Here is a 19,680-nt window from a genome sequence, read left to right as displayed (position 1 = left end):
TAGCCTCGTGGAAAAGCATCCAGAACAACTGAATGGCATCTTCCAGGCGCTCGCCGACCCGACCCGCCGGGCCGTCGTGGCGCGTCTGGGGAGGGGCCCCGCCAGCATCAGCGACCTGGCGAAGCCCTTCGATATGGCTTTGCCGTCCTTCATGAAGCACATCCACTTCCTGGAGGACAGTGGACTCATCCGCACGCACAAGGAGGGGCGCGTGCGGACGTGCGCGCTGGAGAAGAAGCCCTTCACCGCCTTGGAGTCGTGGCTGTCCGCGCAGCGCGCCCTCTGGGAGGCCCGCACGGACCGGCTCGAGCAGTTCGTCACCGCCACCCAGAACAAGGAGTGATCCATGTCCCCTGCCCTGCATCCCGAGCTCGACCTGAGCATCTCGCGCATCATCAAGGCCCCCCGCGCCGTCGTCTGGAAGGCCTGGACGGACCCCGCCAGCTTCGAGCAGTGGTGGGTGCCGGCGCCCTCGCGGTGCAAGGTGCTGGAGATGGACCTGCGCCCCGGCGGCGCGCTGGTGACGCACTTCAGCGAGACGGCGACCAGCGACTTCGGGCCGCACCTCAGCGCGAGCTTCCTCGCCGTCGACCCGCTCGAGCGCATCGTGTTCACGACCGTCCTGCTCGCGGGCTGGCGCCCCGCCGAGCTCTCCGGCATGCCCGGGATGACCGCCATCATCACGCTGAAGGATCATCCCCAGGGCACGGACTACAGCGCCCACGTGATGCACAAGAACCGCGAGGACAGGAACATGCACCACGACATGGGCTTCCACGAAGGCTGGGGCACCGTCACGGCGCAGATCGCGGCGATCGCCGAACGGCGCGTGTGACACCGGTGTCCGGCATCCGCGCGCGAAGCCGCTGACAGTCGTGTCATGCGAGGAGGGCGTCGCCCTCGGAGCCGTCCTCTTGTGCGCGAGTGGAACAGCCTTGCTCCAGCAAGGGTCCCCACCCGCAGGAGGCATGCGTTGCCCCAGGCGATGCTGATTCCGGTGCGCCTTCTCCTCACCGCGACCCGAGCCCAGGCGCGGGCCGTGGAGCCGCCGGGCCCGAGGGCTTCCGTGGGGGAGAAACCCGGGCAGGTGTTCCGATGCTGCGTCATCCATGAGGAACGCGCGCCCGGGACATGATTCCCCGGGCGCGTGCCAGGCACCTCCGCTGCCCCAACCGCACGCGGCTCAGCGCGTGGGACGGAACGGGACGCGGGTCGCGCCCGTGGTGGCCACGTCGAGGCGGCCGTAGAGGCCCTGGGCCTCATCCGCCGGGCCCGCGGTGAAGAACAGCGTGTTGCTGGGCTGGTTCTGAAGGCCATTGCCGAAGCTGAGCGCCCACAGGCCGTCAATCATGACCGGCTTCCCGTCGGAGCCCAGAAGCTGGGCATCGAAGGCCCCCGTCGCGGAATCAAAGGCGTTGATGGTGCCGTCGCCGAAGTTCCCCACCAGCAGACGCCCCGCGAACCGCCCGAAGCTTGCCGGCGCCACGGCCATCCCCCACGGAGCGTTCAGGTTGCCCGCGGAGATCACCCGGCGGATCAACCGCCCGTTCGAATCGAAGACGTTGACGTAGCCCAGGCCCGGGCCGTGGACCTCGTCCTCGCCCTGCGCATCCTGCTGCGCATAGCTCACGTAGAGATCGCCCTGGATGTTCTGGATGCCGAACGGCGCGAAGCCAGCAGGCAGGTTCGGGTCCGTGAAGTTCCCACTGAGCGTGGCGGGCGCGAACTGGTTGTCGAAGACATCCACCCGCCCGTTGTGGAAGTCGGTCGCGTAGAGGTAGGTGGCGGTGCCGTTGCTCGCCAGGGCGGCCCCTTTGTAGATCGAGCCCTTGCCGGAGTTGTCCACCGTGAGGATGGCGTTGGATGCGGCTGCGACGGGAGACCAGGCAGCCACGGCGCCCTCCTCCGTGACGAAGATGAAGCGAGCAGGGCCACTGGCGGTGCCCTGGGAGACCACGAAGCCCTCAGAGCCATTGAACACGACGCCCGTGGGGCTCGCGGGAGCCATTGCTCCCGTGGGCACCGGGATGGTGACCACGAGCGGCTGCGCGTTCCCATCCCCGTCGTAGAGCGTTGAGACCCCCGTCCCGTTGTCGGCCACCCAGGCGGCCCCGAACGGATTGAAAGCAAGCCCCCAGCCGTTGACCAGATTCGGATCCACATGCTCCGCGGTCGCTGCCCCGTCGGAGACCAGGTTCCTCTGGAGATAGGAATTGGGAAGCTCGCCAGGTGCCTGGGCGATGGCCACTCCAGGCAACCCCACCACGGCAAGCGACAGCCCAACCACATATCCGCCATACCGCAGCCCCAGTTCACGAATCGACGTTGTCCTCATGTCCCCCCCTCGGTTTCGTGTTTCTGTGACCTTCTCTTCTGGCTAAAGCCTGAGAAGCGTTGGCCCGTGCCGCAACAGGCCCTGATGCGCCGGGAAATGACCTCCAGTCCGCATTGCATGATGCCCAACACCTCGTCCGGCATCCCAAGCCTGTCACCCGGCCAGGACCGCGCTCCGGACCAGCTCGCGGAAGTAGCGCGCCGCCGGGTCCGCATGGGTGCGCTCGTGCCAGCACAGGGACAGCGTGACGGTATGCGCGGGGACCGGCGCATTGACGCCGCGCACGCCCAGGCGTGCTCCCTGCGCGGCGGCGAGTGACTCCGGCAGCGTCGTGACCAGATCGGTCGCGGCCACCATCGCGGCGGCCGTCAGGAATGATGGCACCGTGATGGCGACCTCGCGGGGGATGCCCGCGCGTGCGTACGCGGCGCCGACGAGGTCCCGGAAGCCCTTGCCCGGCACCATCTCCACGCCCACATGCCGGAGCGCGCCGAGCCCCCGCGCGGACAGACGCTTCGTGAGCGCGGAATGGCCCTCGCGGGCCACGAGGACGGTGCGCTCGTCCCTCAGCGGTTCGACGTGCAGGCCCGCGCCCCGCCCGGCGAGGCCGATGTGCAGGTCGACCTGGGACGAGGTCAGGTCCCCCAGCGCGACAAGCGAAGCGATGCCGACCACGGAGAGGCGCGCGTTCGGGAGCGCCTCGGCCATCCGGGCCGCGATTCGTGGCCCCCACGTGACCTGACCCGCGTCGGCGACGGCGAGGGTGAAGGTGCGTGTACAGCGGGCTGGCTCGAATGGGGCCTCGTGAAGCCCGGACTCCAGTTCGCGCAGGCCTCGCGCGATGGCGGGGGCAAGCGCGAGCGCGCGGGGCGTGGGGACGATTCCACGGCCCTTGCGCGTGACCAGCGGATCCCCCAGCACGGAGCGCAGCCTCGCGAGGCTGTTGCTGATGGCGGACGGTGTGACGTGGAGCCGCTCGGCCGCGCGCACCACGCTGCGCTCGGTGAGGACGGTGTGGAGCACCAGGAGGAGGTTGAGGTCGAGGGCCGCGATCGAAATGCTCACGGTTGGTGAGCCTAGACCTCACGAACCATCACTACCAGCGAGGACTCCCCTTCCCCATCATGGGTGCATGCACAGACTGCTCGGTTGTCTCGTCGCGGGCGTGCTCGTCGCCTGCCACACCTCCATGCCGCTCTCACCCCGGAGCATTCCCATGACCTCGCAGCAACGGCTTCCTGTCCTGGACTCGTTCATCTCCTACCGCGAGGCGGGGACGGGCTCGCCCATCGTGTTCCTGCACGGCAACCCCACGTCCTCGCATGTCTGGCGCAACGTCATCCCGAGACTCGCCGACCGCGGCCGATGCCTCGCGCCCGACCTCATCGGGATGGGGAGCTCGGGCAAGCCGGACATCGCCTACCGGTTCGCGGACCACGCGAAGTACCTGGATGCGTGGTTCGCGGCGCTCGACCTGCGGGACGTCGTGCTCGTCGGCTACGACTGGGGCGGAGTGCTGGCCCTGGACCAGGCGCGGCGGCACCCGGAGCGCGTGCGGGGCGTGGTCGTGTTCGAGACGTTCCTCCGCCCCATGCACTGGAGCGACTGGCCCCCCCAGGGGGAGCAGTTCTTCCGCGCCCTGCGGACGCCTGGGGTGGGTGAGAAGCTGGTGCTCGACGAGAACGCGTTCCTTGAGAGGTCCTTCGCGAACGGCGTCCAGCACGGCCTCTCCGCGAGTGACCGGGACGTGTATCAAGCGCCCTACCCGGACGCGGCGTCGCGGCGCCCGGTGCTGCAGTGGCCGCGTGAGATCCCAATCGATGGCGAGCCCGCCGACGTCGCCGCGGTGATCGAGCGCTATGACGCGTGGCTCGCGCAGCCGGCCGTGAAGCCAGCGCTCCTGCTGACCTTCGGGGACACCGGCCTCAGTGCGCCGCACATCGTCGAATGGGTTCGCGCCCACCTGCCGGCCCTCGAAGTCGTCCCACTCGGGCGTGCGGGGCACCATGCGCCGGAAGACGCGCCGGAGGACATCTCGCGCGCCATCCGGAGCTGGCTGGACCGCCACGCGTGGTGAGCGAGCCCTGCCCTTGCTGTTTCAGCGCCGCCGCCCACCGCCGCCGCGCCGGCCTCCGTTCCTGGGTGCCTTGCCTTGGTGGCTCCGGTTGCCCCCATACCTGGGCGCGTCGCGCTCCCGGTCCTGCACCTGGGGCTGACGCTCGCGGGTGGCCTCGGCGACCTCGTCCGGCATCCATGGCCGGTCGAGCAGTTCCTGGAGCTCGAGGAGCGAACGCGCCTGGAGCACGCCACGCCGGCCTCGGGCCACGCTGAAGCGCTGGGAGCGGTCGAGCCGCGGCAGCTCCTCCTCCACCAGTGTCCGGGCCAGCTTCTCCGGCAGGTGCAGCCGCACCACGCCTCGCGGCGCTCCGTCCGACAGCAGCTCCACGTCGTATTCGAGCGGGATCCCCTGCTCGCGAACCTCCACGGTGTCCGGGAGCGCAAGCAGGGCCTGCCGCGTCGCGCGCGGCACGAGCGCGTCCAGGTCGAACCGCAGCGGGCGCTCCCGGAACTCGTCGAGCGTGTCCACCCCATCGAGCTGCGCCTCATAGAGCGCGGTGAGTTCCGGGAACCCGAGCGGTGCGGTCAGTCCGCCCGAGCGCCGCCACAGCTCGCGCACCTCGGCGATGGCGACCCGGTGACGGTCCACCGCGGGATGGGGCGCATCGCCTCGGGCCAGCGCCTCGGCGAGCGCGTGCCGGGCCGCCGTGGCGAGCTCCGGCCCCCAGGCGCGCAGCACGTCCACTTCCTGCTCCAGCTTGAAGCCGAAGTAGTCCAGCATCCTGACGAGCACGACCGAGCGGAAGCGCGCGTCATACGCCGGCGCCTCCGAGTGACGGCGGGCGTAGCGGCGCAGCAGGGCCTGCGGCAGCTGGGTGCCTTCGATGCCGGCCTGCGATTCGCCGTTGCGGTCGGCGAAGTAGCGCAGCACGCCCGCCACCGCGCCCAGGTTGCCGCACACGCTCGTCTTCGACACGCGCGCGACCTCGCCCCAGGAGGTGCGCTCGTCGATGACCAGGTCGAAGGGCATGAAGCGCGCGAGCAGGTCGCAGAAGCGCTGATAGACGGCCGGGGTCGCGAAGGGCATGCGCGCGGGCAGCGCCAGCCTCACGCTCCGGTACACGCTCGCCATCGCGAGCGCCGCGTCCTCCAGGGCCTTCGCCAGCACCCCGCGCCCCTCCGTCCAGGCCGTGAGCTTCTCCGCGTTGAAGACGTGGCGCGGCAGCCCCTGCACCTCCCCCACCGAACCCGCTTCGCGGAAGGCCTCGGCGTACAGGTTGTACGCGGTGAGGTGGTCGCTGCCGGGCACGAGCACCCCGTCCAGGTTCCGCTCCTCGCGCGTCATCCGGTGCAGCGACTCCACCGAGCTGCACACCGCGAGGAACGGCAGGAGCCCGTCCTCCGCGTTGACGATGAGCTCCGCCCAGGGACGCTCCACGGGCAGGGCCTCCACCGCGCGGCCGTAGTCGGACAGCCGTCCGTCCGCGTCCACGATGTTGCGCGCCTGCAACTTCGCGAGCGCCCGCCGATACGCGTTGCGGTCCAGCGGCACGGGCAGGTCCAGCTCATCCGCGCGCACGCCCAGGGCCGCGGCGGTGAGCGCCACCCGCTCCGGCTCGCCCGCGAGCTGGAACTCGGGCTCGGTGGGCCGCAGCGAGGCGAAGTGGAGCGACCGGTCACTCAGGATGAAGACGCGCCCGCCCACCACCCGTCCGTGCACGCGCCCCGCCATCTGCAGCAGCTCGTTGCTGCCCAGGTGCACACGGGTGAGGACGTTGCGGCCGCCCTCCACCAGGTTCGTGAAGCGCATGTCGTCGATGACGACCGTGTCCAGCCCCGGCACGTTGAGCGCGCTCTGCCCCGCCGCCGTCATCGCGAGCACGAAGGGCCGGGGCGCCGAGCCCTCCAGGAAGGGACGGATGGCGCGCAGCGGCTCGCCGCCGTGGTAGTGCGCCGCGTGGATCTCCGGCCAGTTCGAGCGCACGTGGGCCGCCACCTCCTCCACCCCGGCACGCGTGGCCAGGAACACGCCCACGCCGCGTCCCTGCCGCTGCACGTCCTGGAGGAAGGCATCGTTGAGGAAGGCCAGCGGCTGGCGGCGCTCCACCTCCACGCGGGCCGCCTTGCCCGGGTCGAAGGAGGACACCTGGAGCACGTCCGCGCTGTCCAGGTAGCGCGAGTAGAAGGCCGGATCCACGGTGGCGGACAGCCAGATGAAGCGGCAGCCCACGCGCTTGCCCAGCGCCAGGCACAGCTCCAGTTCGGCGGAGGTCTGGTGGATCTCATCCACGATGAGGGTGTCCTCGCGCCGGATGACGCCGCCCTGGAACCAGCGCCGCGCGATGCCGGTGGTGACGATGACCACGTCCGCGAGCTGCGTCTCCGCGGAGGCCTCCCGTTCGCGGTTGACCACCGCGATCCGCAGGGGCCGCCGCCCCACGATCTCCTCCGCGATGGGCCGGATGGCGAGCGTCTTGCCCGTGCCGGTGCCCGCGACGATGCCGAACCCCTGCCCGCTCCGGGCCAACTCCAGGAGGCGCTCGCCGTGGTGCTGCTCCAGGTACGTGCGCAGCTCCAATCCGAGCGCCAGCTCGATGGTCTCACACGCGGCGCGCGTGGGCGCGATGACCACCACCCGTCCGCGCGGAGGCGCTACGGGGAACGAAACATCGGAGCGAGGCGGCAGGTAGCGGTCGGTGGGGGTACGCACGTAGGCCAGTGATACGCACTGGCGATGGCCGGTGGAAGCAATTCGAGCATCAGGTCCGGCGCGCGACGGTGGACTCCCCCTGCCTGACCCGGGAAGACGCTCACCGGACTAGGATGCGGCCGGTCGTTCAACCTGGGAGGCCGTTCATGCGCAAGGCAATGGCGAAGTGGATGTTCGTGCTGGGAGTCGTGGCCGGAGGGGCCGTCGGGACGCTCGTTCCCACCAGCTCCGAGGCCGGGGGCATCTGCCCGGATATCTGCATGAACGAAGACTGCTCGTGCTTCCGGCAGTGTGGCCCGGCGGGCGGTGGGCAGTGCGTGTGTTCCGACTTCACCGTCTGCCAGTAGGCCGGAGCGGATGAACCGCGGCCGGGCCCACGTCGGGGCCCGGCCGTACAGCCTCGCCAGGGCCTTCACCGGGTCTCCCGGCGACGGTTGCGTCGGCACCCGTGCGCCCATGCCCTGGAGGAGGGACTTGTTCAGTTCCTGTGCGACGACCGGCCTCAGGACGATGATGTTGTGCAGGTCGTCCGGGTCGACCCTGACGTTGAGCCGCAGGCCCACGTCGTGCGCGCATGCACCTCCACCCACTTCGACAGGGACGCAGCACACCACCACGCCGAAGAATTCTCTTGTGGCGGTCCCGGCATCGCAGGTCCCGGCGGACCGCGCGCCTTGTCTCGATGGCTCGTCGAAATGGACTCATTCACCTGCCACCCCATCAGGCTCAAGCTGTGCGTGCAGTTCTTCCCAGACGGAGCACGCATGCGCACGCTGATGAAGTCCTTGCTGACGGTTTCAGCTGTCTTCTCACTCGCCGCCCCCACGGCGGCCTTTGCCCTGCCGCCGCAGTGCGACGACTGGTGTTGGACGTGGACGTGCGCGGACGCGTGTTCCGTCATGAACCGCCACACCACATGTGGCGCGGAGTACCCCACGTGGTGCAATCCCGCCATCCGCCCCGAGCCTACGGATCCCTCCGCCTCCGTGAGCGTGGACGAGGCCCGCGAGGCTGATGACGCCTCGCAGGTCTGTAGCGAGGAGCATCCGGACGCCACCGCGGAGATCTGAGGTCCGGAGCTTCGCCCGCGAGGCCCGGGCTTCACGTCCGGGCTTCGCGGTAGTTGAGAGGGGGTTCGCGTGGGTAGCATGCGCGCGCATGAGCCTCTCCCAGAACGAGTTCCTCCCGCGCGCGGAGGCCACGCTCGCCCAGCTTGAAGGGGCCGTCCTCGACGCGCTCTCCCACCACGGCAAGCCCTCGGTCTCGTCCCTCGCCGACGCCTTCCGCGAGGACGCGCGGCTGTCGCCGTCCCAGCTCGCCCAGGAACTGTGTCCCGGGCCCCTCTCACCCATCGGCTTCGCGGCCCTGGTGATGCGCGACTTGCTGACGCCCGAGGACGCGGTGCTCGAAGGGACCGTCTCCGAAGCCCGGGTCGTCACGGGCAACGCGCGGGCTTCCGGCTCGCTGCGCGTCACCTGTCCCCTCATCGTACTGGGAGACCTGGAGGTGGCGGGCGTGCTGGAGGACTGCGGACCGGACTCAACGGTCGTGGTCCTGGGCCGTTGCACGGCGTGGGGACTCCAGACGTCAGGGAACTTCCTGGTCCTCGGCGACCTCGTGGTCCGGGACGTCATCCAGGGCGTCTACAACGATGACAGCCTCGTCGTGGCGGGAGACCTCACCACGCGCTTCCTCGACGAGAATGATCACGACGTCACCTGCTACGGCGAAGTCCACGCCGAGCACCACCTGGAGAACGGCCGCTCCGGCGAGGAGGCCTCCTCCCTCGCGTCCACCTTCCTCCGTCCCGAGTTCTGGAACATCGACCTGGGAGAGCTGCACCACGACACGCTCTTCGAGCGCATCCAAAAGGGCGAGCCCGTCTTCACGGACGCGCCTCAGCCCCGGCAGGTCCGCGAGCCGGATAGACCCACCGCCGAGGAGCTCGAGGGACTCGACATCGAAGGCATCGCGACCCAGGCGTCGAAGAACGCGCGCGCGAAGGACATCGTCTACGCGCAGCGCAAGACGGGCGAGGTGTGGCTGATGCGCCCGGGCAGCCTTCCCCTGCACATCTTCGACGGGAAGCAGTTCCTGGGGCAGGAAATGCCGCCGGCCCTCGACGTGAAGCAGCGGGCCTCCGAGCGCGTCACCTTCTGGCGCAAGCGGGGCGACCTCTTCCTGGAGATTGAGCGCTTCGGCGCCGTCGTCCAGTTCCACGCGGGCTACAACAACGGGTCGATGCGCACGTTCCGCTTCGCCTTCGCCACCTCCGATGCCGCCGCGCAAGAGGTGCGGCGGCTGGAGGCCCGATACGAGGGAGACTTCCTGCGCGTCACGACCGGGGTTCCCGGCCGGGGGCCGCTCGAACGCGAGCTCGCGAAGTACGGCGGACCGAAGACCGAGTACACCTCCGCCATCGTGGACGGCACCACGCTGGTCACCCGCGACGACGAGCGCCAGCGCTTCGATGACGAGGCCTCCGCGCTGAGCGCCCTCGAGGACTGGATCGCCGGGAAGCGCCAGTCCGGGTTCGATTTGAAGATCCTGGAGTGGAAGCCCTTCGGCCTCCTGGGCAGGCGTTAGAGCTACTCCAGGGTCATGTACTCCGGCTGGTACACCGACCGGTTGCGCAGTGGAGAGGGACCGCCGCTGTTCACGCAGTAGCCGGTCGGGTTGTCGCAGCCCGCCTCGGGGTTGCCCCAGTACGCCGTGAGGTTCATCCAGGCGAGCGAACCCGCGTAGGTCCCCGCCGGCTGCCAGGGAATGAGCACCACGTTGTTCCAGGTGTCCCACGCGAGCCCTGCGCCGGTGTCGTCCGCCAGGAAGTCGCCGTTGAAGATGGTCTCGTAGATGTGCCGGGCGGCGTCCGGGTAGAGGCCATGCGAACCATTGGCGGAGAAGACCTCCGGGCGCCAGCCGCTGAGGAACACGGCCTTGTCGCCGAACGTGAAGAGCTGACCGTTCGCATGCTGGCTCAGGTAGACCTGCGCGGGGCGCCCGTCGATGAAGCGCACGGTGAGGTGTTCCCAGTCCCCCACGTGGTTGCCGAAGGTGGAGTAGCCGCCCACGCAGCCCCAGGGCGAATACCAGCCAATGCACACGCGCTTGCCATTGTTGTAGGGATAGAAATTCCAATACAGCACGTCCGTCACGTTCGTCGGCAAGCCGCCCTGGGTGCGAGCAATGAGCTGCGCGTAGACGGGCACCGGCGTCTGGTTGGGACGCTGGCCGTCCAGGAACTGCGGATCCGTGCAGGAGTCACAGCCCAGCGCCTGGTTCGTCACCAGGTGGCCGTTCTCCTCGTGGACGTTGGCCAGGTGGAACTGCGTGGAGGACGGGAAGTAGGCCTCGTCCGGATGCAGCCACACGCGCGGCGCGAACGCCGCCACCGTCTGCGCATCCACGGGCAGGCCCCGCAGTTCCGCGTTGGACGTGGCGCTCTTGTTGAGGACCCAGTAGCGGTTGCCGCCGGTGTCGCCGTGGCTGGGACGGGAGACGAAGGTGGACGCGGGCAGGCCGCGGTGGTCGCGCGCCACCGCCTGCCACACGCCGATGTCGTCATCCGCGCCGGAGCCGCTGTCGTCCCACACCCACGCGGGATTGGCGGGCAGCACGTACTCGCTCCGCACGCAGCGGATGAGGTCCGTGGAGGGCTTGGAGTAGCCCAGCACCGCGACATGGCCCAGGCAGGTGTAGCCCCCGGGCGCGACCGGCTCCCAGAAGGAGACGTCGTGCGTGCCACCGGAGCCGGAGTCGTCCCAGATCCAGTTGTAGTTGGACGGACGCGCCAGCAGGTCGCCTTCGCCGCGCACCACGAACGTCGTCGCCGGAGCCTGTCCGCGGTTGGGCATGGCGACATCCCCCAGCGAGAAGAAGCCCGGGGTCTGGGACAGGTCGGGACGCCAGATGGCGATGTCGTTCGTCGCGCCGGTGCCGTGATCGTCGTAGACCCAGGTGAAACGGCTCGTGGGCCGGACCTCCAGGGCCTTGGGAGCGCGCAGCACCCCAGAGTCCGCCGCCAGGGTGAACTCCGCGCTCTGACCCGACAGCGCGGTCGCCGCGACCAACCGGTAGCTGCCCGGCGCCAGCGTGACGGTGAGACGCGAGTTCGTGCCGCCGCCGCCATTGTTGTCCTGCGCGAGGATGGTGCCGTTCGCGTCCAGCAGGTACAGCCAGGCATCCGCCGACGACGTCAGCGTGAACGTCACCGGGTTGCTGGATGTCTGTGAATCCAACAGGAACACCCGGTTGCCCGGACTGGAGGCGCTCTGTCCTCCCGAGCCCTGCCAGAGCCCGTAGACGGTGTTCGCGTAAGCCGTGTTCGCCAGGAGCGAAGTCGTGGCGAAGGCGACGAGGGGGAGGAATTGCCGGAGGGGCATGGAGACCTGGGGAGGGAGGGAACCCCAGACCATACCCGGAGTGTAGCCACTACGAGCCGGCCTGATTCTCGTAGTGCGTCGCGTACTGCTGCCGGAGCACGAACTTCTGGGCCTTGCCGGTGCTCGTCTGCGGCATGGCTGGGAGCAGGACGATGGCCTTCGGCACCTCGAACCCTCCGAGGTGCTGGCGGCAGTGGGCGTTGATCTCCGCCTCCGTCGCGGAGGCGCCGGGCTTGAGCACGACGAAGCCTGTCACCGCCTCCGTCCAGCGCGAGTGCGGCAGGCCCACCACCGCGACCTGAAGCACGGCGGGGTGCCGCAAGAGGACCTCCTCGACCTTGATGGACGGGACATTCTCTCCGCCCGTCTTGATCATGTCCTTCTTGCGGTCCACGAAGAGGAGCTGGCCGTCGGCGTCGAACATGCCCAGGTCGCCGGTGTGGTGCCAGCCGAACGCGCTCGCTCGCGCGGTGGCCGCCGGGTCCTTGTAGTAGCCGAGCATCACGTTCGGCCCGCGATGGACGATCTCCCCCACCTCGCCGCGCCCGAGCAGCCGGCCATCGTCATCCATGACGGCCGTCTCGTTCGTCACCACCGAGTCCCCCCAGTACGAGCCGAACCGCTTGAGCTGCTGCTCCGGCTTGAACATGGTCGTCGCCGGGTACATCTCCGTCTGCCCTGACGCGAGCGCGAAGCCGCCCGGGCAGAAGTGCGCGATGAGCTCCACGAGCATCGTGCGCGCCATGGGCGCCATCACGTAGAGGCACAGGCGCAGGCTGGACAGCTTCGTGGCCGGGCGCGACGGGTGCGCGAGCATCGCGCCGTACATCACCGGCAGGCCCAGCAGGAAGGTGATGCCGCGCCGCTCGATGGTCGCGAGCATCGCGGCCGGATCGAAGGCGCGCCGCACGACGACGGTCGCCCCGGCCAGCAGGAACGTCATGGAGATGGCGTGCTGCGCGCAGTGGAACATCGGGAGCACGCAGAGGGTGGAATCGCTCGGCCGCATCCCCAGCTCGAACAGGTTCCCGCTCAGCGCCGCGTGCACCGACGCGTGCGAGTGCATGACGCCCTTCTGCTGACCGGTGGTACCGCTGGTGTACATGATCTGCGCCAGCTGGCCGCTCTGGATGTCCACCTCCGGCAGCGTGCCGTGCCGACCCTTCAGCGTGTCCAGGAACGCGACCGTGTCGCCGCCCGGCGCCGCCTGCCCCTCCGGCACGCAGACGATGACGCGGGTGCCCAGCGCCTCGAGCATCGCCCGCAGCCCGGGCTTCGCGAGGAGCTCGGCGTCGATGACCGCGTGCGTGGCTTCCGCGTGTTCGAGGATGTACTGGACGGCCTCCACGGAGAGACCGGTGTTGATGGGCACCCAGACGAGCCCCGCCTTGTAGATGCCCACGAAGGCAGTGACCATCTGCGCCGAGTTGCCGCAGAGCATCGCGATGCGCGCGCCCTGCGGCAGCCCCTGCGAGAGCAGGTAGTGCGCGAACGCGTTCGAGCGCCGGTCGAGCTCCGCATAGGAGAACTCGAGGTCCCCGTCGACGAGCGCCGTCCGCTCCGGCCAGCGCAACGCGGACCGGTGGACGATGTCTCCCAGCGAGACTCGGCTGATGCGCGGGGACTGCGCTTCCTGGGTCGCGGACATCGTGTGCTCCTATTTGCCCGTTCGGGCTTCGGGTCGAACCGGGTTGCCCCCTCGCCTATTTCGGCGTGGCCCACGAAGGCGGACGGCGCTCCAGGAAGGCGACCATGCCCTCCTGGGCCTCTTCGGAGGCGAACAGCCGGCCGGAGAGCGCGACCATGTCCGCGCCCCCGGCGTCCAGGCGCGCACGCAGCCCGGCGGCCACCAGCTGCTTGGTCTCGCGCAGGCCCTGCGGAGACGACACCCGGAAGGTCTCCAATATCTGCTCGACGGCGCCATCCAGCGACGCGTCCGGCACCGCGGAGGTGATGAGTCCGATGCGCGCGGCCTCGGTCGCGTCGAACACCTCACCGGTGAGGAAGTAGCGGCTCGCCGCCCGGCTGGTCAGGTGCGGCAGCGTGGTAAGGGAGATGACCGCGGGCGTCACGCCAATGCGCGCCTCCGTGAAGGCGAACTTCACGGACTCCGCGACGACCGCCACATCGCACGCGCCCACGATGCCGATGCCTCCTGCACGCACCTGACCGGCGACCTTCGCCACGACGGGCTGGGGCAGCGTGACGATCGTGCGCAGCACATCGAGCAGCACGCCCGGAGCCTTCGCGGCCCCTCCGTCCGCCATCTCCGAGAGGTCCGCACCAGCACAGAACGCGGGACCGGTGGCCGCGAGGACGACCGCGCGCACCTCCGGGTCGGCGCCGACGGCGTGCAGCCGCTCCAGCAGCTGCGTGACGAGCGCCCGCGACAGGGCGTTGCGGTTGCGGGGCGAATCGAGCGTGAGGGTCGCGACGCCGCGAGAGACTTCGTACCGGACGAGCGGTGCATCACTCATGCTGCCTCCTTCGCTTCAGGGGAGACGACCGCGACGACGTGCCGTGCCGGCACCTGCGCCCCGACCGTGACGTTCACCGCCGTGACCACACCATCCGTGGGAGCGATGAGGGACGACTCCATCTTCATCGCTTCGAGCACCACCAGCACATCGCCCTTCTTCACGGCCGCGCCGACCTCGGTGCGCACCTGGATGATGCGGCCATCCATGGGGGCGCGCAGGCGGCCATCGCTGGCGCGCTCGCGCTCGGAAGGCAGCCGGAAGGAGACGTCGCGCAAGCTGCGCGTGATGCCGTCAAGCGAGCTCCACAACGTGCCTCCCGCGCGGCGGTAACGGACCGCGCGGCGCCTTCCCGCGACCTCGACCTCGACGCGTTCGGCCCCAAGGCCGCGCAGGGAGAGCGAAACCGAGGTGTCACCGATGCGGACGTCGTAGGCCTCCGGTGCGACGGGGCGGACCGACGCGCGGAACTCCGAGGTCCCGTCATGCAGGACGACCGGCACCGGCAAGGCGTAGGAGCTGCTCCAGCCCGTGAGCGTCGCGTCGAAGCCGCCCCGCTGAACCAGCGCCGCGGCATCGTCGTGGAAGAGCAAGGCGGCCAGGATGGCCTGGTCCTCCACGGAGGCCTGTCCGAGCGCCCCCAGCGTCTCCGGCGGCGTGTGCGCGCCCACGAAGCCCGTGTCGTACCGGCCGGAGCGGAACGCCTCGTGCCCGAGGACGTGCTGGATGAAGGTGCTGTTCGTCGTGACGCCGAACACCGTCAACTCCCGCAGCGCCGCTGCCAGCCGTTCGCGCGCCGTCTCGCGGTCCGGTCCGTGCGCGATGAGCTTCGCCTGCATGGAGTCGTAGAACGGCGTGATGTCCTGGCCCTCACGCACGCCGTGGTCCACGCGGACGCCCTCCCCCGCTGGCGGCACCCACGCCAGGAGCCGCCCTGTCTGCGGGAGGAAGCCCTTGGCCGGGTCCTCCGCGCACAGGCGCGCTTCGATGGCATGCCCCTGGAAGGTGATCTCCGGCTGCGTCAGCGGGAGCGGCTCACCATCGGCGACGCGCAGCTGCCACTCGACCAGGTCTTGCCCGGTGATGAGCTCCGTCACCGGGTGTTCGACCTGCAGGCGCGTGTTCATCTCCATGAAGAAGAAGTCGCCGTTCGGCGCCAGGAGGAACTCGATGGTCCCCGCGCCGCGATACCCGATGGCGCGGATGGCCTGCACCGCCACGGCGCCCATGCGCTCGCGCAGCACGGGTGTGACGGCCGGGGACGGGCTCTCCTCGATGACCTTCTGGTGCCGCCGCTGGACGGAGCAGTCACGCTCGCCCAGGTGCACCGCGTTTCCGTGCGCGTCCGCGAAGACCTGCACCTCCACGTGACGCGCGCCTTCGATGGCGCGCTCGAGGATGAGCTCGCCGCTGCCAAAGGCGTTCGTCGCCTCCGAGCGCGCGGAGCGGATGGCGTCGAGCAGCGCGCCCGGCTCGCGAACCAGCCGCATGCCGCGTCCGCCGCCGCCCGCCGCCGCCTTCACCATGATGGGGAACCCGATGCGCTGGCCCTCACGGACCAGGGCCTCGTCTTCGAGCGATTCGCCAGGGCGTGCCGCCTCATAGCCGGGGATGCACGGCACATCGGCGGCCTGCATGCGCAGCTTCGCCTGCCGCTTGTTCCCCATCAGCTCGATGGCTTCCGCCGGCGGGCCCACGAACACGAAGCCCGCTTCCGCGCACGCGCGCGCGAAGTCTTCGTTCTCGGAGAGGAAGCCGTACCCGGGATGGATGGCATCCGCGCCGGACGCCTTCGCCGCGGCGAGGACCCGCTCGATGGAGAGGTAGGACTCCCGCGCGGGCGGCGGCCCCAGGTGCATCGCCTCGTCGGCGAGCCGCACGTGAGGGGCTTCCCGGTCCGCGTCGGAGAAGACAGCGACCGTGCGCAGGCCCAGGCGTCGGCACGTCCGCAGCACGCGCACGGCGATCTCACCCCGGTTCGCCACCAGCACCTTGTGGATGCGTTTCATGATTCCCCTCGCTACAGCCGGGCGACGCCGAAGGAGTTGGGCGACAGCGTGCGGCGCGAAGCCTCGTCGCACGTGGCCAGGATGAACCCGAGCACCCGCCGGGTATCCCGGGGGTCGATGACGCCGTCGTCGAACAGCCGCGCGCTGCAGTTGAAGGCATCCGACTCGCGGTCGAACTGCTCGATGAGCGGCTTCGCCATCCCGTCCAGGAACTCCTGGTCGGGCGGCAGTCCCGCGCGCCGGGCCTTCTCCGTGGCGACGATGGTCAGCACCTTCGCCGCCTGCTCACCGCCCATCACCGCCGTGCGCGCGTTGGGCCAGGCGAAGATGAAGCGCGGGTGGAAGGCACGGCCACACATGCCGTAGTTGCCCGCGCCGAAGGCACCGCCCAGGAGCAGGGTCATCTGCGGCACGGTCGCGTTGGCCACCGCCTGCAGCATCTTCGCGCCGTGCTTCACGATGCCGCCCTGCTCCGACTGGGTGCCCACCATGTAGCCCGTGGTGTTCTGAAGGTAGATGATGGGCGTCCGCGCCTGGCAGCAGAGCTGGATGAACTGCCCCGCCTTCGTCGCGCCCTTCGCCGTGATGGGCCCGTTGTTGCCGATGAGGCCCACCGCCCGGCCCTCGATGCGCGCCCAGCCACAGACGGTGAGCGCGTCGTAGTCGTCCTTGAAGGGCGAGAAGTCGGAGCCATCCACGATCCGGGCAATCACCTCGCGGCAGTCATAGGGCCGCCGGTGGTCGATGGGCACGACGCCACACAGCTCCTCCGCCGCGTAGCGCGGCGGTTCGAAGCCGGGGCGCGTGGACGCGGGCAGCGCGTCGTTCCACCCGAGCGACGCGACGATCTCCCGCGCGATGCGGATGCCGTCGGCGTCGTCCTCGGCGAGGTGGTCCGAGGTGCCAGCCACGGTGGTGTGCATCTCCGCGCCGCCCAGGTCCTCGTCGGTGGCGACCTCGCCCGTGGCCGCGAGCAGCAGCGGTGGGCCGGCGAGGAACACCTTCGCCTTGCCGCGCACCATGACGACGTGGTCGGAGAGGCCCGGGATGTACGCGCCGCCCGCCGTGCTCGACCCGTGGACGACGGTGACCTGGGGGATGCCGGCCGCGGACAGCTTCGCCTGGTTGTAGAAGGTCTCCCCGCCCGGGATGAAGATCTCCTGCTGGTAGAGCAGGTTCGCCCCGCCGCTCTCCACGAGCGACACGACGGGCAACCGGTTCTGCAGCGCGATCTCCTGCGCGCGCAGCGCCTTCTGGACGCCCCAGGGCGTCGCGGTGCCGCCCTTCACCGCGGAGTTGCTCACGAACACCAGACAGCGCACGCCGGACACGAAGCCAATGCCGATGATGGTGTTTCCACCGGCCAGCGAGCCGTCGCTGTCGTCGTGGTGCTTGTAGCCGCAGAGCGTGGAGAGTTCGAGGAAGGGCGAGCCCCGGTCGAGCAGCAGCGCCAGGCGTTCGCGCGGGAGGATCTGCCCACGCTGCTTGAACTTCTCGCGGGCCAGCTGCTCGGTGTCGCGCGACTTCTGCTCGATGGCGCGCAGCTCGGCGACGCGGGCGAGCATCTCCTTGCGCTGCGTGGTGAAGGCGGCGGAGGCCGGTTCGACTTGGGAGACGAGCGTGGGCACGTCACTTCTCCTTCGGACCGTCGAGGATGGTGGGCGGCGCGGCGAGGTGGAACCCGTCGTACGGCTTCGAGTTCGAGTGCTCCGACAGCGGGAACGCCTTCGTGTTGCAGGACGCGCCCCCGTCGATGCGGATGACCTCGCCCGTGATGAACGCGGCCACGTCGGAGAGGAGGAACGCGATGGCGCCGCTCACCTCCGCCTCGGTGGCCAGCCGGTGCAGGGGCACCTGCTTGCGCAGCATGGGGATCATCTCGCGAACAAAGGGGTCCTCGTAGGTGTCCAGGCCGCTGGAGGCGACCCAGCCGGGCGCGACGGCGTTCACGCGGACCCCGGCGAAGGCCCATTCAACGGCGGCCGTCTGCGTCAGGTTGAACATGCCGGCGCGCGCCGCGCCCGAGTGCCCCATGCCCGGCATGCCGTTCCAGGCATCCGCGAGCATGTTCACGATGGCGCCGCCGTGGTCGGTCATGGACTGGTTGAACACCTCGCGCGCGACCAGGAATCCGCCGGTCAGGTTCGTGGCGACGACCGCCTCGAAGCCCTTCTTGGAGATCGCCGACAGCGGCGACGGGAACTGTCCTCCCGCGTTGTTCACGAGCCCGTGGATGCGGCCGCGCTCCTTGACGACGGCGGCGACCATGGCGGTCACCGCCGCCTCGTCGCGGATGTCCACGGCGTGCTGCGTGGACGCATGGCCCTCGGCGGCCAGCTCCCCGGCGACCTTCGCGAGCTTCTCCTGCTTGCGGCCCACGAGGACGACGTGCGCGCCAAGCGACGCCAGTTCATGCGCGGTGCACCGCCCGATGCCGCTGCCGGCGCCGGTGACGATGATGGTGCGGCCCGCGAAGGCATTCGGGGCGAAGACTGAACGGTATCCCATCGTGTGCTCCTCAGCCGCGCGCTTTGCGGGGCAGCGTTCCCATGGCCTTGCTGATGATTCCGAGCATCACCTCGTCGGCGCCGCCACCAATGGAGCCCAGGCGCAGGTCGCGGTAGGCGCGAGCGACGGGGTTGTCCCAGGTGAAGCCCATGCCACCCCAGTACTGGAGGCACCCGTCGACGAGCTCGCGGGCGAGGCGGCCCGACTTGAGCTTGCACATCGAAGCGAGCTTCACGACCTCCGGGTCGTCCTTGTTCTCGATGTACATGCCGACGGTCCGGTAGATGAGCGCCCGGAGCGACTCGACCTCCGTCTGCAATTCGGCGAGCCGGAAGTGCACGCTCTGGTTGTCGAGGATGGACTGGCCAAAGGCCTTGCGCTGCCGCGTGTACTCCGCCGTCTGCGCGATGAGCCGGTCGAAGGTGACCAGCGTGCTCGCCGACACGAACAGCCGCTCCTCCTGGAACTGCTGCATCTGCATCGCGAAGCCGCGCCCCTCGTCGCCGATGCGAAAGCGCGTGGGGACGCGCACGCCGTCGAAGAAGAGCTGCGCCGTGTCGGATGCCCACATGCCGAGCTTGCGGATCTTCGACCGCGTGATGCCGGGGCGGTCCATGGGCACGATGATGAGCGACTTGTTCGCGTGCGCCGGCCCCTCACCCGTGTTGGCGAGCAGGCAGATCCAATCCGCCTGCATCCCGTTGGTGATCCACATCTTGCTGCCGTCGATGACGTAGTCGTCGCCATCCCGGCGCGCCGTGGTCGTCACGCTCGCCACGTCGGAGCCGGCGCCCGGCTCGCTCACCGCGATGGAACAGACGCGCTCGCCCGTGAGCGTTGGCGCCAGGAACTCCCGCCGCAGCTCGTCGCTGCCGAAGCGCGCGAGCGCGGGCGTCGCCATGTCCGTGACGACGCCAATGGCCATGGGCAGTGCGCCACAGGTGCAGTGCCCCAGCTCCTCGGCGAAGGCGACGGAGAACGACGCGTCAAGCCCCAGCCCGCCGAACTCCGAGGGCTTCGTGATGCCGAGCAGGCCCAGCTCGCCCAGCTTCCGGAACACCTCCCGCGCGGGGAAGATCTCCGCGGCCTCCCAGGCGTCGATGTGCGGGTTCAGCTCCTGTTCCACGAACTTGCGGACGGTCTGGCGGATGGCGCGGTGTTCCTGGGTCTGCTGCATGGCTTCCTCGGTGGGCTCGGGAGC

At 69.8% G+C, this 19,680-nt stretch carries 16 protein-coding genes; 6 read left to right on the top strand and 10 right to left on the bottom strand.

Features of this window, described 5'->3' with window-relative positions:
• Window positions 1-7: 7 nt before the first annotated feature.
• The gene (locus tag D7X32_RS12270; RefSeq protein WP_120602713.1) at window positions 8-343 is read left to right on the top strand and encodes an ArsR/SmtB family transcription factor; all 336 of its coding nucleotides are present in this window, start codon (window positions 8-10) and stop codon (window positions 341-343) included.
• A gap of 3 nt (window positions 344-346) precedes the next feature.
• Window positions 347-835, top strand: a complete 489-nt coding sequence (locus D7X32_RS12265; RefSeq protein WP_120602712.1) for an SRPBCC family protein — start codon at window positions 347-349, stop codon at window positions 833-835.
• Window positions 836-1,183: 348 nt separating this feature from the next.
• Here the strand turns inward: D7X32_RS12265 and D7X32_RS12260 are convergent, their stop codons facing one another.
• Together D7X32_RS12260 and D7X32_RS12255 are read right to left on the bottom strand one after the other, a co-directional pair.
• On the bottom strand, window positions 1,184-2,335 hold the full coding sequence (locus tag D7X32_RS12260) for a TIGR03118 family protein (RefSeq protein WP_120602711.1): 1,152 nt from the start codon (window positions 2,333-2,335) through the stop codon (window positions 1,184-1,186).
• A 153-nt stretch (window positions 2,336-2,488) separates the two neighbouring features.
• Window positions 2,489-3,400 carry a LysR family transcriptional regulator gene (locus D7X32_RS12255; protein WP_120602710.1) on the bottom strand — a complete coding sequence of 304 codons (912 nt, stop codon included), beginning with the start codon at window positions 3,398-3,400 and terminating at the stop codon, window positions 2,489-2,491.
• A gap of 67 nt (window positions 3,401-3,467) precedes the next feature.
• Between D7X32_RS12255 and D7X32_RS12250 the strand changes: the two genes are divergently transcribed.
• Window positions 3,468-4,412, top strand: a complete 945-nt coding sequence (locus tag D7X32_RS12250) for a haloalkane dehalogenase (RefSeq protein WP_171446871.1) — start codon at window positions 3,468-3,470, stop codon at window positions 4,410-4,412.
• A 21-nt stretch (window positions 4,413-4,433) separates the two neighbouring features.
• On the opposite strand, the gene D7X32_RS12245 is transcribed toward D7X32_RS12250, so the two are convergent.
• On the bottom strand, window positions 4,434-7,103 hold the full coding sequence (locus tag D7X32_RS12245; protein WP_120602708.1) for a DEAD/DEAH box helicase: 2,670 nt from the start codon (window positions 7,101-7,103) through the stop codon (window positions 4,434-4,436).
• A 146-nt stretch (window positions 7,104-7,249) separates the two neighbouring features.
• Between D7X32_RS12245 and D7X32_RS12240 the strand changes: the two genes are divergently transcribed.
• The 3 genes from D7X32_RS12240 (at window position 7,250) to D7X32_RS12230 (ending at window position 9,689) form a co-directional block, all read left to right on the top strand.
• Window positions 7,250-7,450 (top strand): hypothetical protein, encoded by a 201-nt coding sequence (locus D7X32_RS12240; protein WP_120602737.1) that lies wholly within the window; start codon window positions 7,250-7,252, stop codon window positions 7,448-7,450.
• Between the two features lie 348 nt (window positions 7,451-7,798).
• Window positions 7,799-8,173 carry a hypothetical protein gene (locus D7X32_RS12235; RefSeq protein ID WP_120602707.1) on the top strand — a complete coding sequence of 125 codons (375 nt, stop codon included), beginning with the start codon at window positions 7,799-7,801 and terminating at the stop codon, window positions 8,171-8,173.
• 88 nt (window positions 8,174-8,261) lie between these two features.
• Window positions 8,262-9,689 carry a hypothetical protein gene (locus D7X32_RS12230; RefSeq protein ID WP_120602706.1) on the top strand — a complete coding sequence of 476 codons (1,428 nt, stop codon included), beginning with the start codon at window positions 8,262-8,264 and terminating at the stop codon, window positions 9,687-9,689.
• Between the two features lie 2 nt (window positions 9,690-9,691).
• Here D7X32_RS12230 and D7X32_RS12225 read toward each other — a convergent pair whose 3' ends face one another.
• From D7X32_RS12225 to D7X32_RS12195, 7 genes are read right to left on the bottom strand one after another with little or no spacing between them, the layout of a single operon-like run.
• On the bottom strand, window positions 9,692-11,485 hold the full coding sequence (locus D7X32_RS12225; RefSeq protein WP_208752407.1) for a Vps62-related protein: 1,794 nt from the start codon (window positions 11,483-11,485) through the stop codon (window positions 9,692-9,694).
• A gap of 49 nt (window positions 11,486-11,534) precedes the next feature.
• Window positions 11,535-13,133 (bottom strand): AMP-binding protein, encoded by a 1,599-nt coding sequence (locus tag D7X32_RS12220; RefSeq protein ID WP_120602705.1) that lies wholly within the window; start codon window positions 13,131-13,133, stop codon window positions 11,535-11,537.
• Window positions 13,134-13,188: 55 nt separating this feature from the next.
• Window positions 13,189-13,962 carry an enoyl-CoA hydratase family protein gene (locus D7X32_RS12215; protein WP_120602704.1) on the bottom strand — a complete coding sequence of 258 codons (774 nt, stop codon included), beginning with the start codon at window positions 13,960-13,962 and terminating at the stop codon, window positions 13,189-13,191.
• Window positions 13,959-15,971 carry an acetyl/propionyl/methylcrotonyl-CoA carboxylase subunit alpha gene (locus D7X32_RS12210; RefSeq protein ID WP_120602703.1) on the bottom strand — a complete coding sequence of 671 codons (2,013 nt, stop codon included), beginning with the start codon at window positions 15,969-15,971 and terminating at the stop codon, window positions 13,959-13,961. Before D7X32_RS12210 ends, D7X32_RS12215 begins: the two co-directional genes overlap by 4 nt.
• Before the next feature lie 11 nt (window positions 15,972-15,982).
• Window positions 15,983-17,599 (bottom strand): acyl-CoA carboxylase subunit beta, encoded by a 1,617-nt coding sequence (locus tag D7X32_RS12205; protein WP_120602702.1) that lies wholly within the window; start codon window positions 17,597-17,599, stop codon window positions 15,983-15,985.
• A gap of 1 nt (window position 17,600) precedes the next feature.
• Window positions 17,601-18,479, bottom strand: coding sequence for an SDR family oxidoreductase (locus tag D7X32_RS12200; protein WP_120602701.1), 879 nt, complete (start codon window positions 18,477-18,479; stop codon window positions 17,601-17,603).
• Between the two features lie 10 nt (window positions 18,480-18,489).
• On the bottom strand, window positions 18,490-19,656 hold the full coding sequence (locus D7X32_RS12195; RefSeq protein ID WP_120602700.1) for an acyl-CoA dehydrogenase family protein: 1,167 nt from the start codon (window positions 19,654-19,656) through the stop codon (window positions 18,490-18,492).
• Window positions 19,657-19,680: the final 24 nt, after the last annotated feature.

Source organism: Corallococcus carmarthensis (genome assembly GCF_003611695.1).
Taxonomy (GTDB): Bacteria; Myxococcota; Myxococcia; order Myxococcales; family Myxococcaceae; genus Corallococcus; species Corallococcus carmarthensis.
The sequence above is the reverse complement of the archived record's forward strand: the minus strand, read 5'-3'. Positions and strand labels throughout refer to the sequence as shown.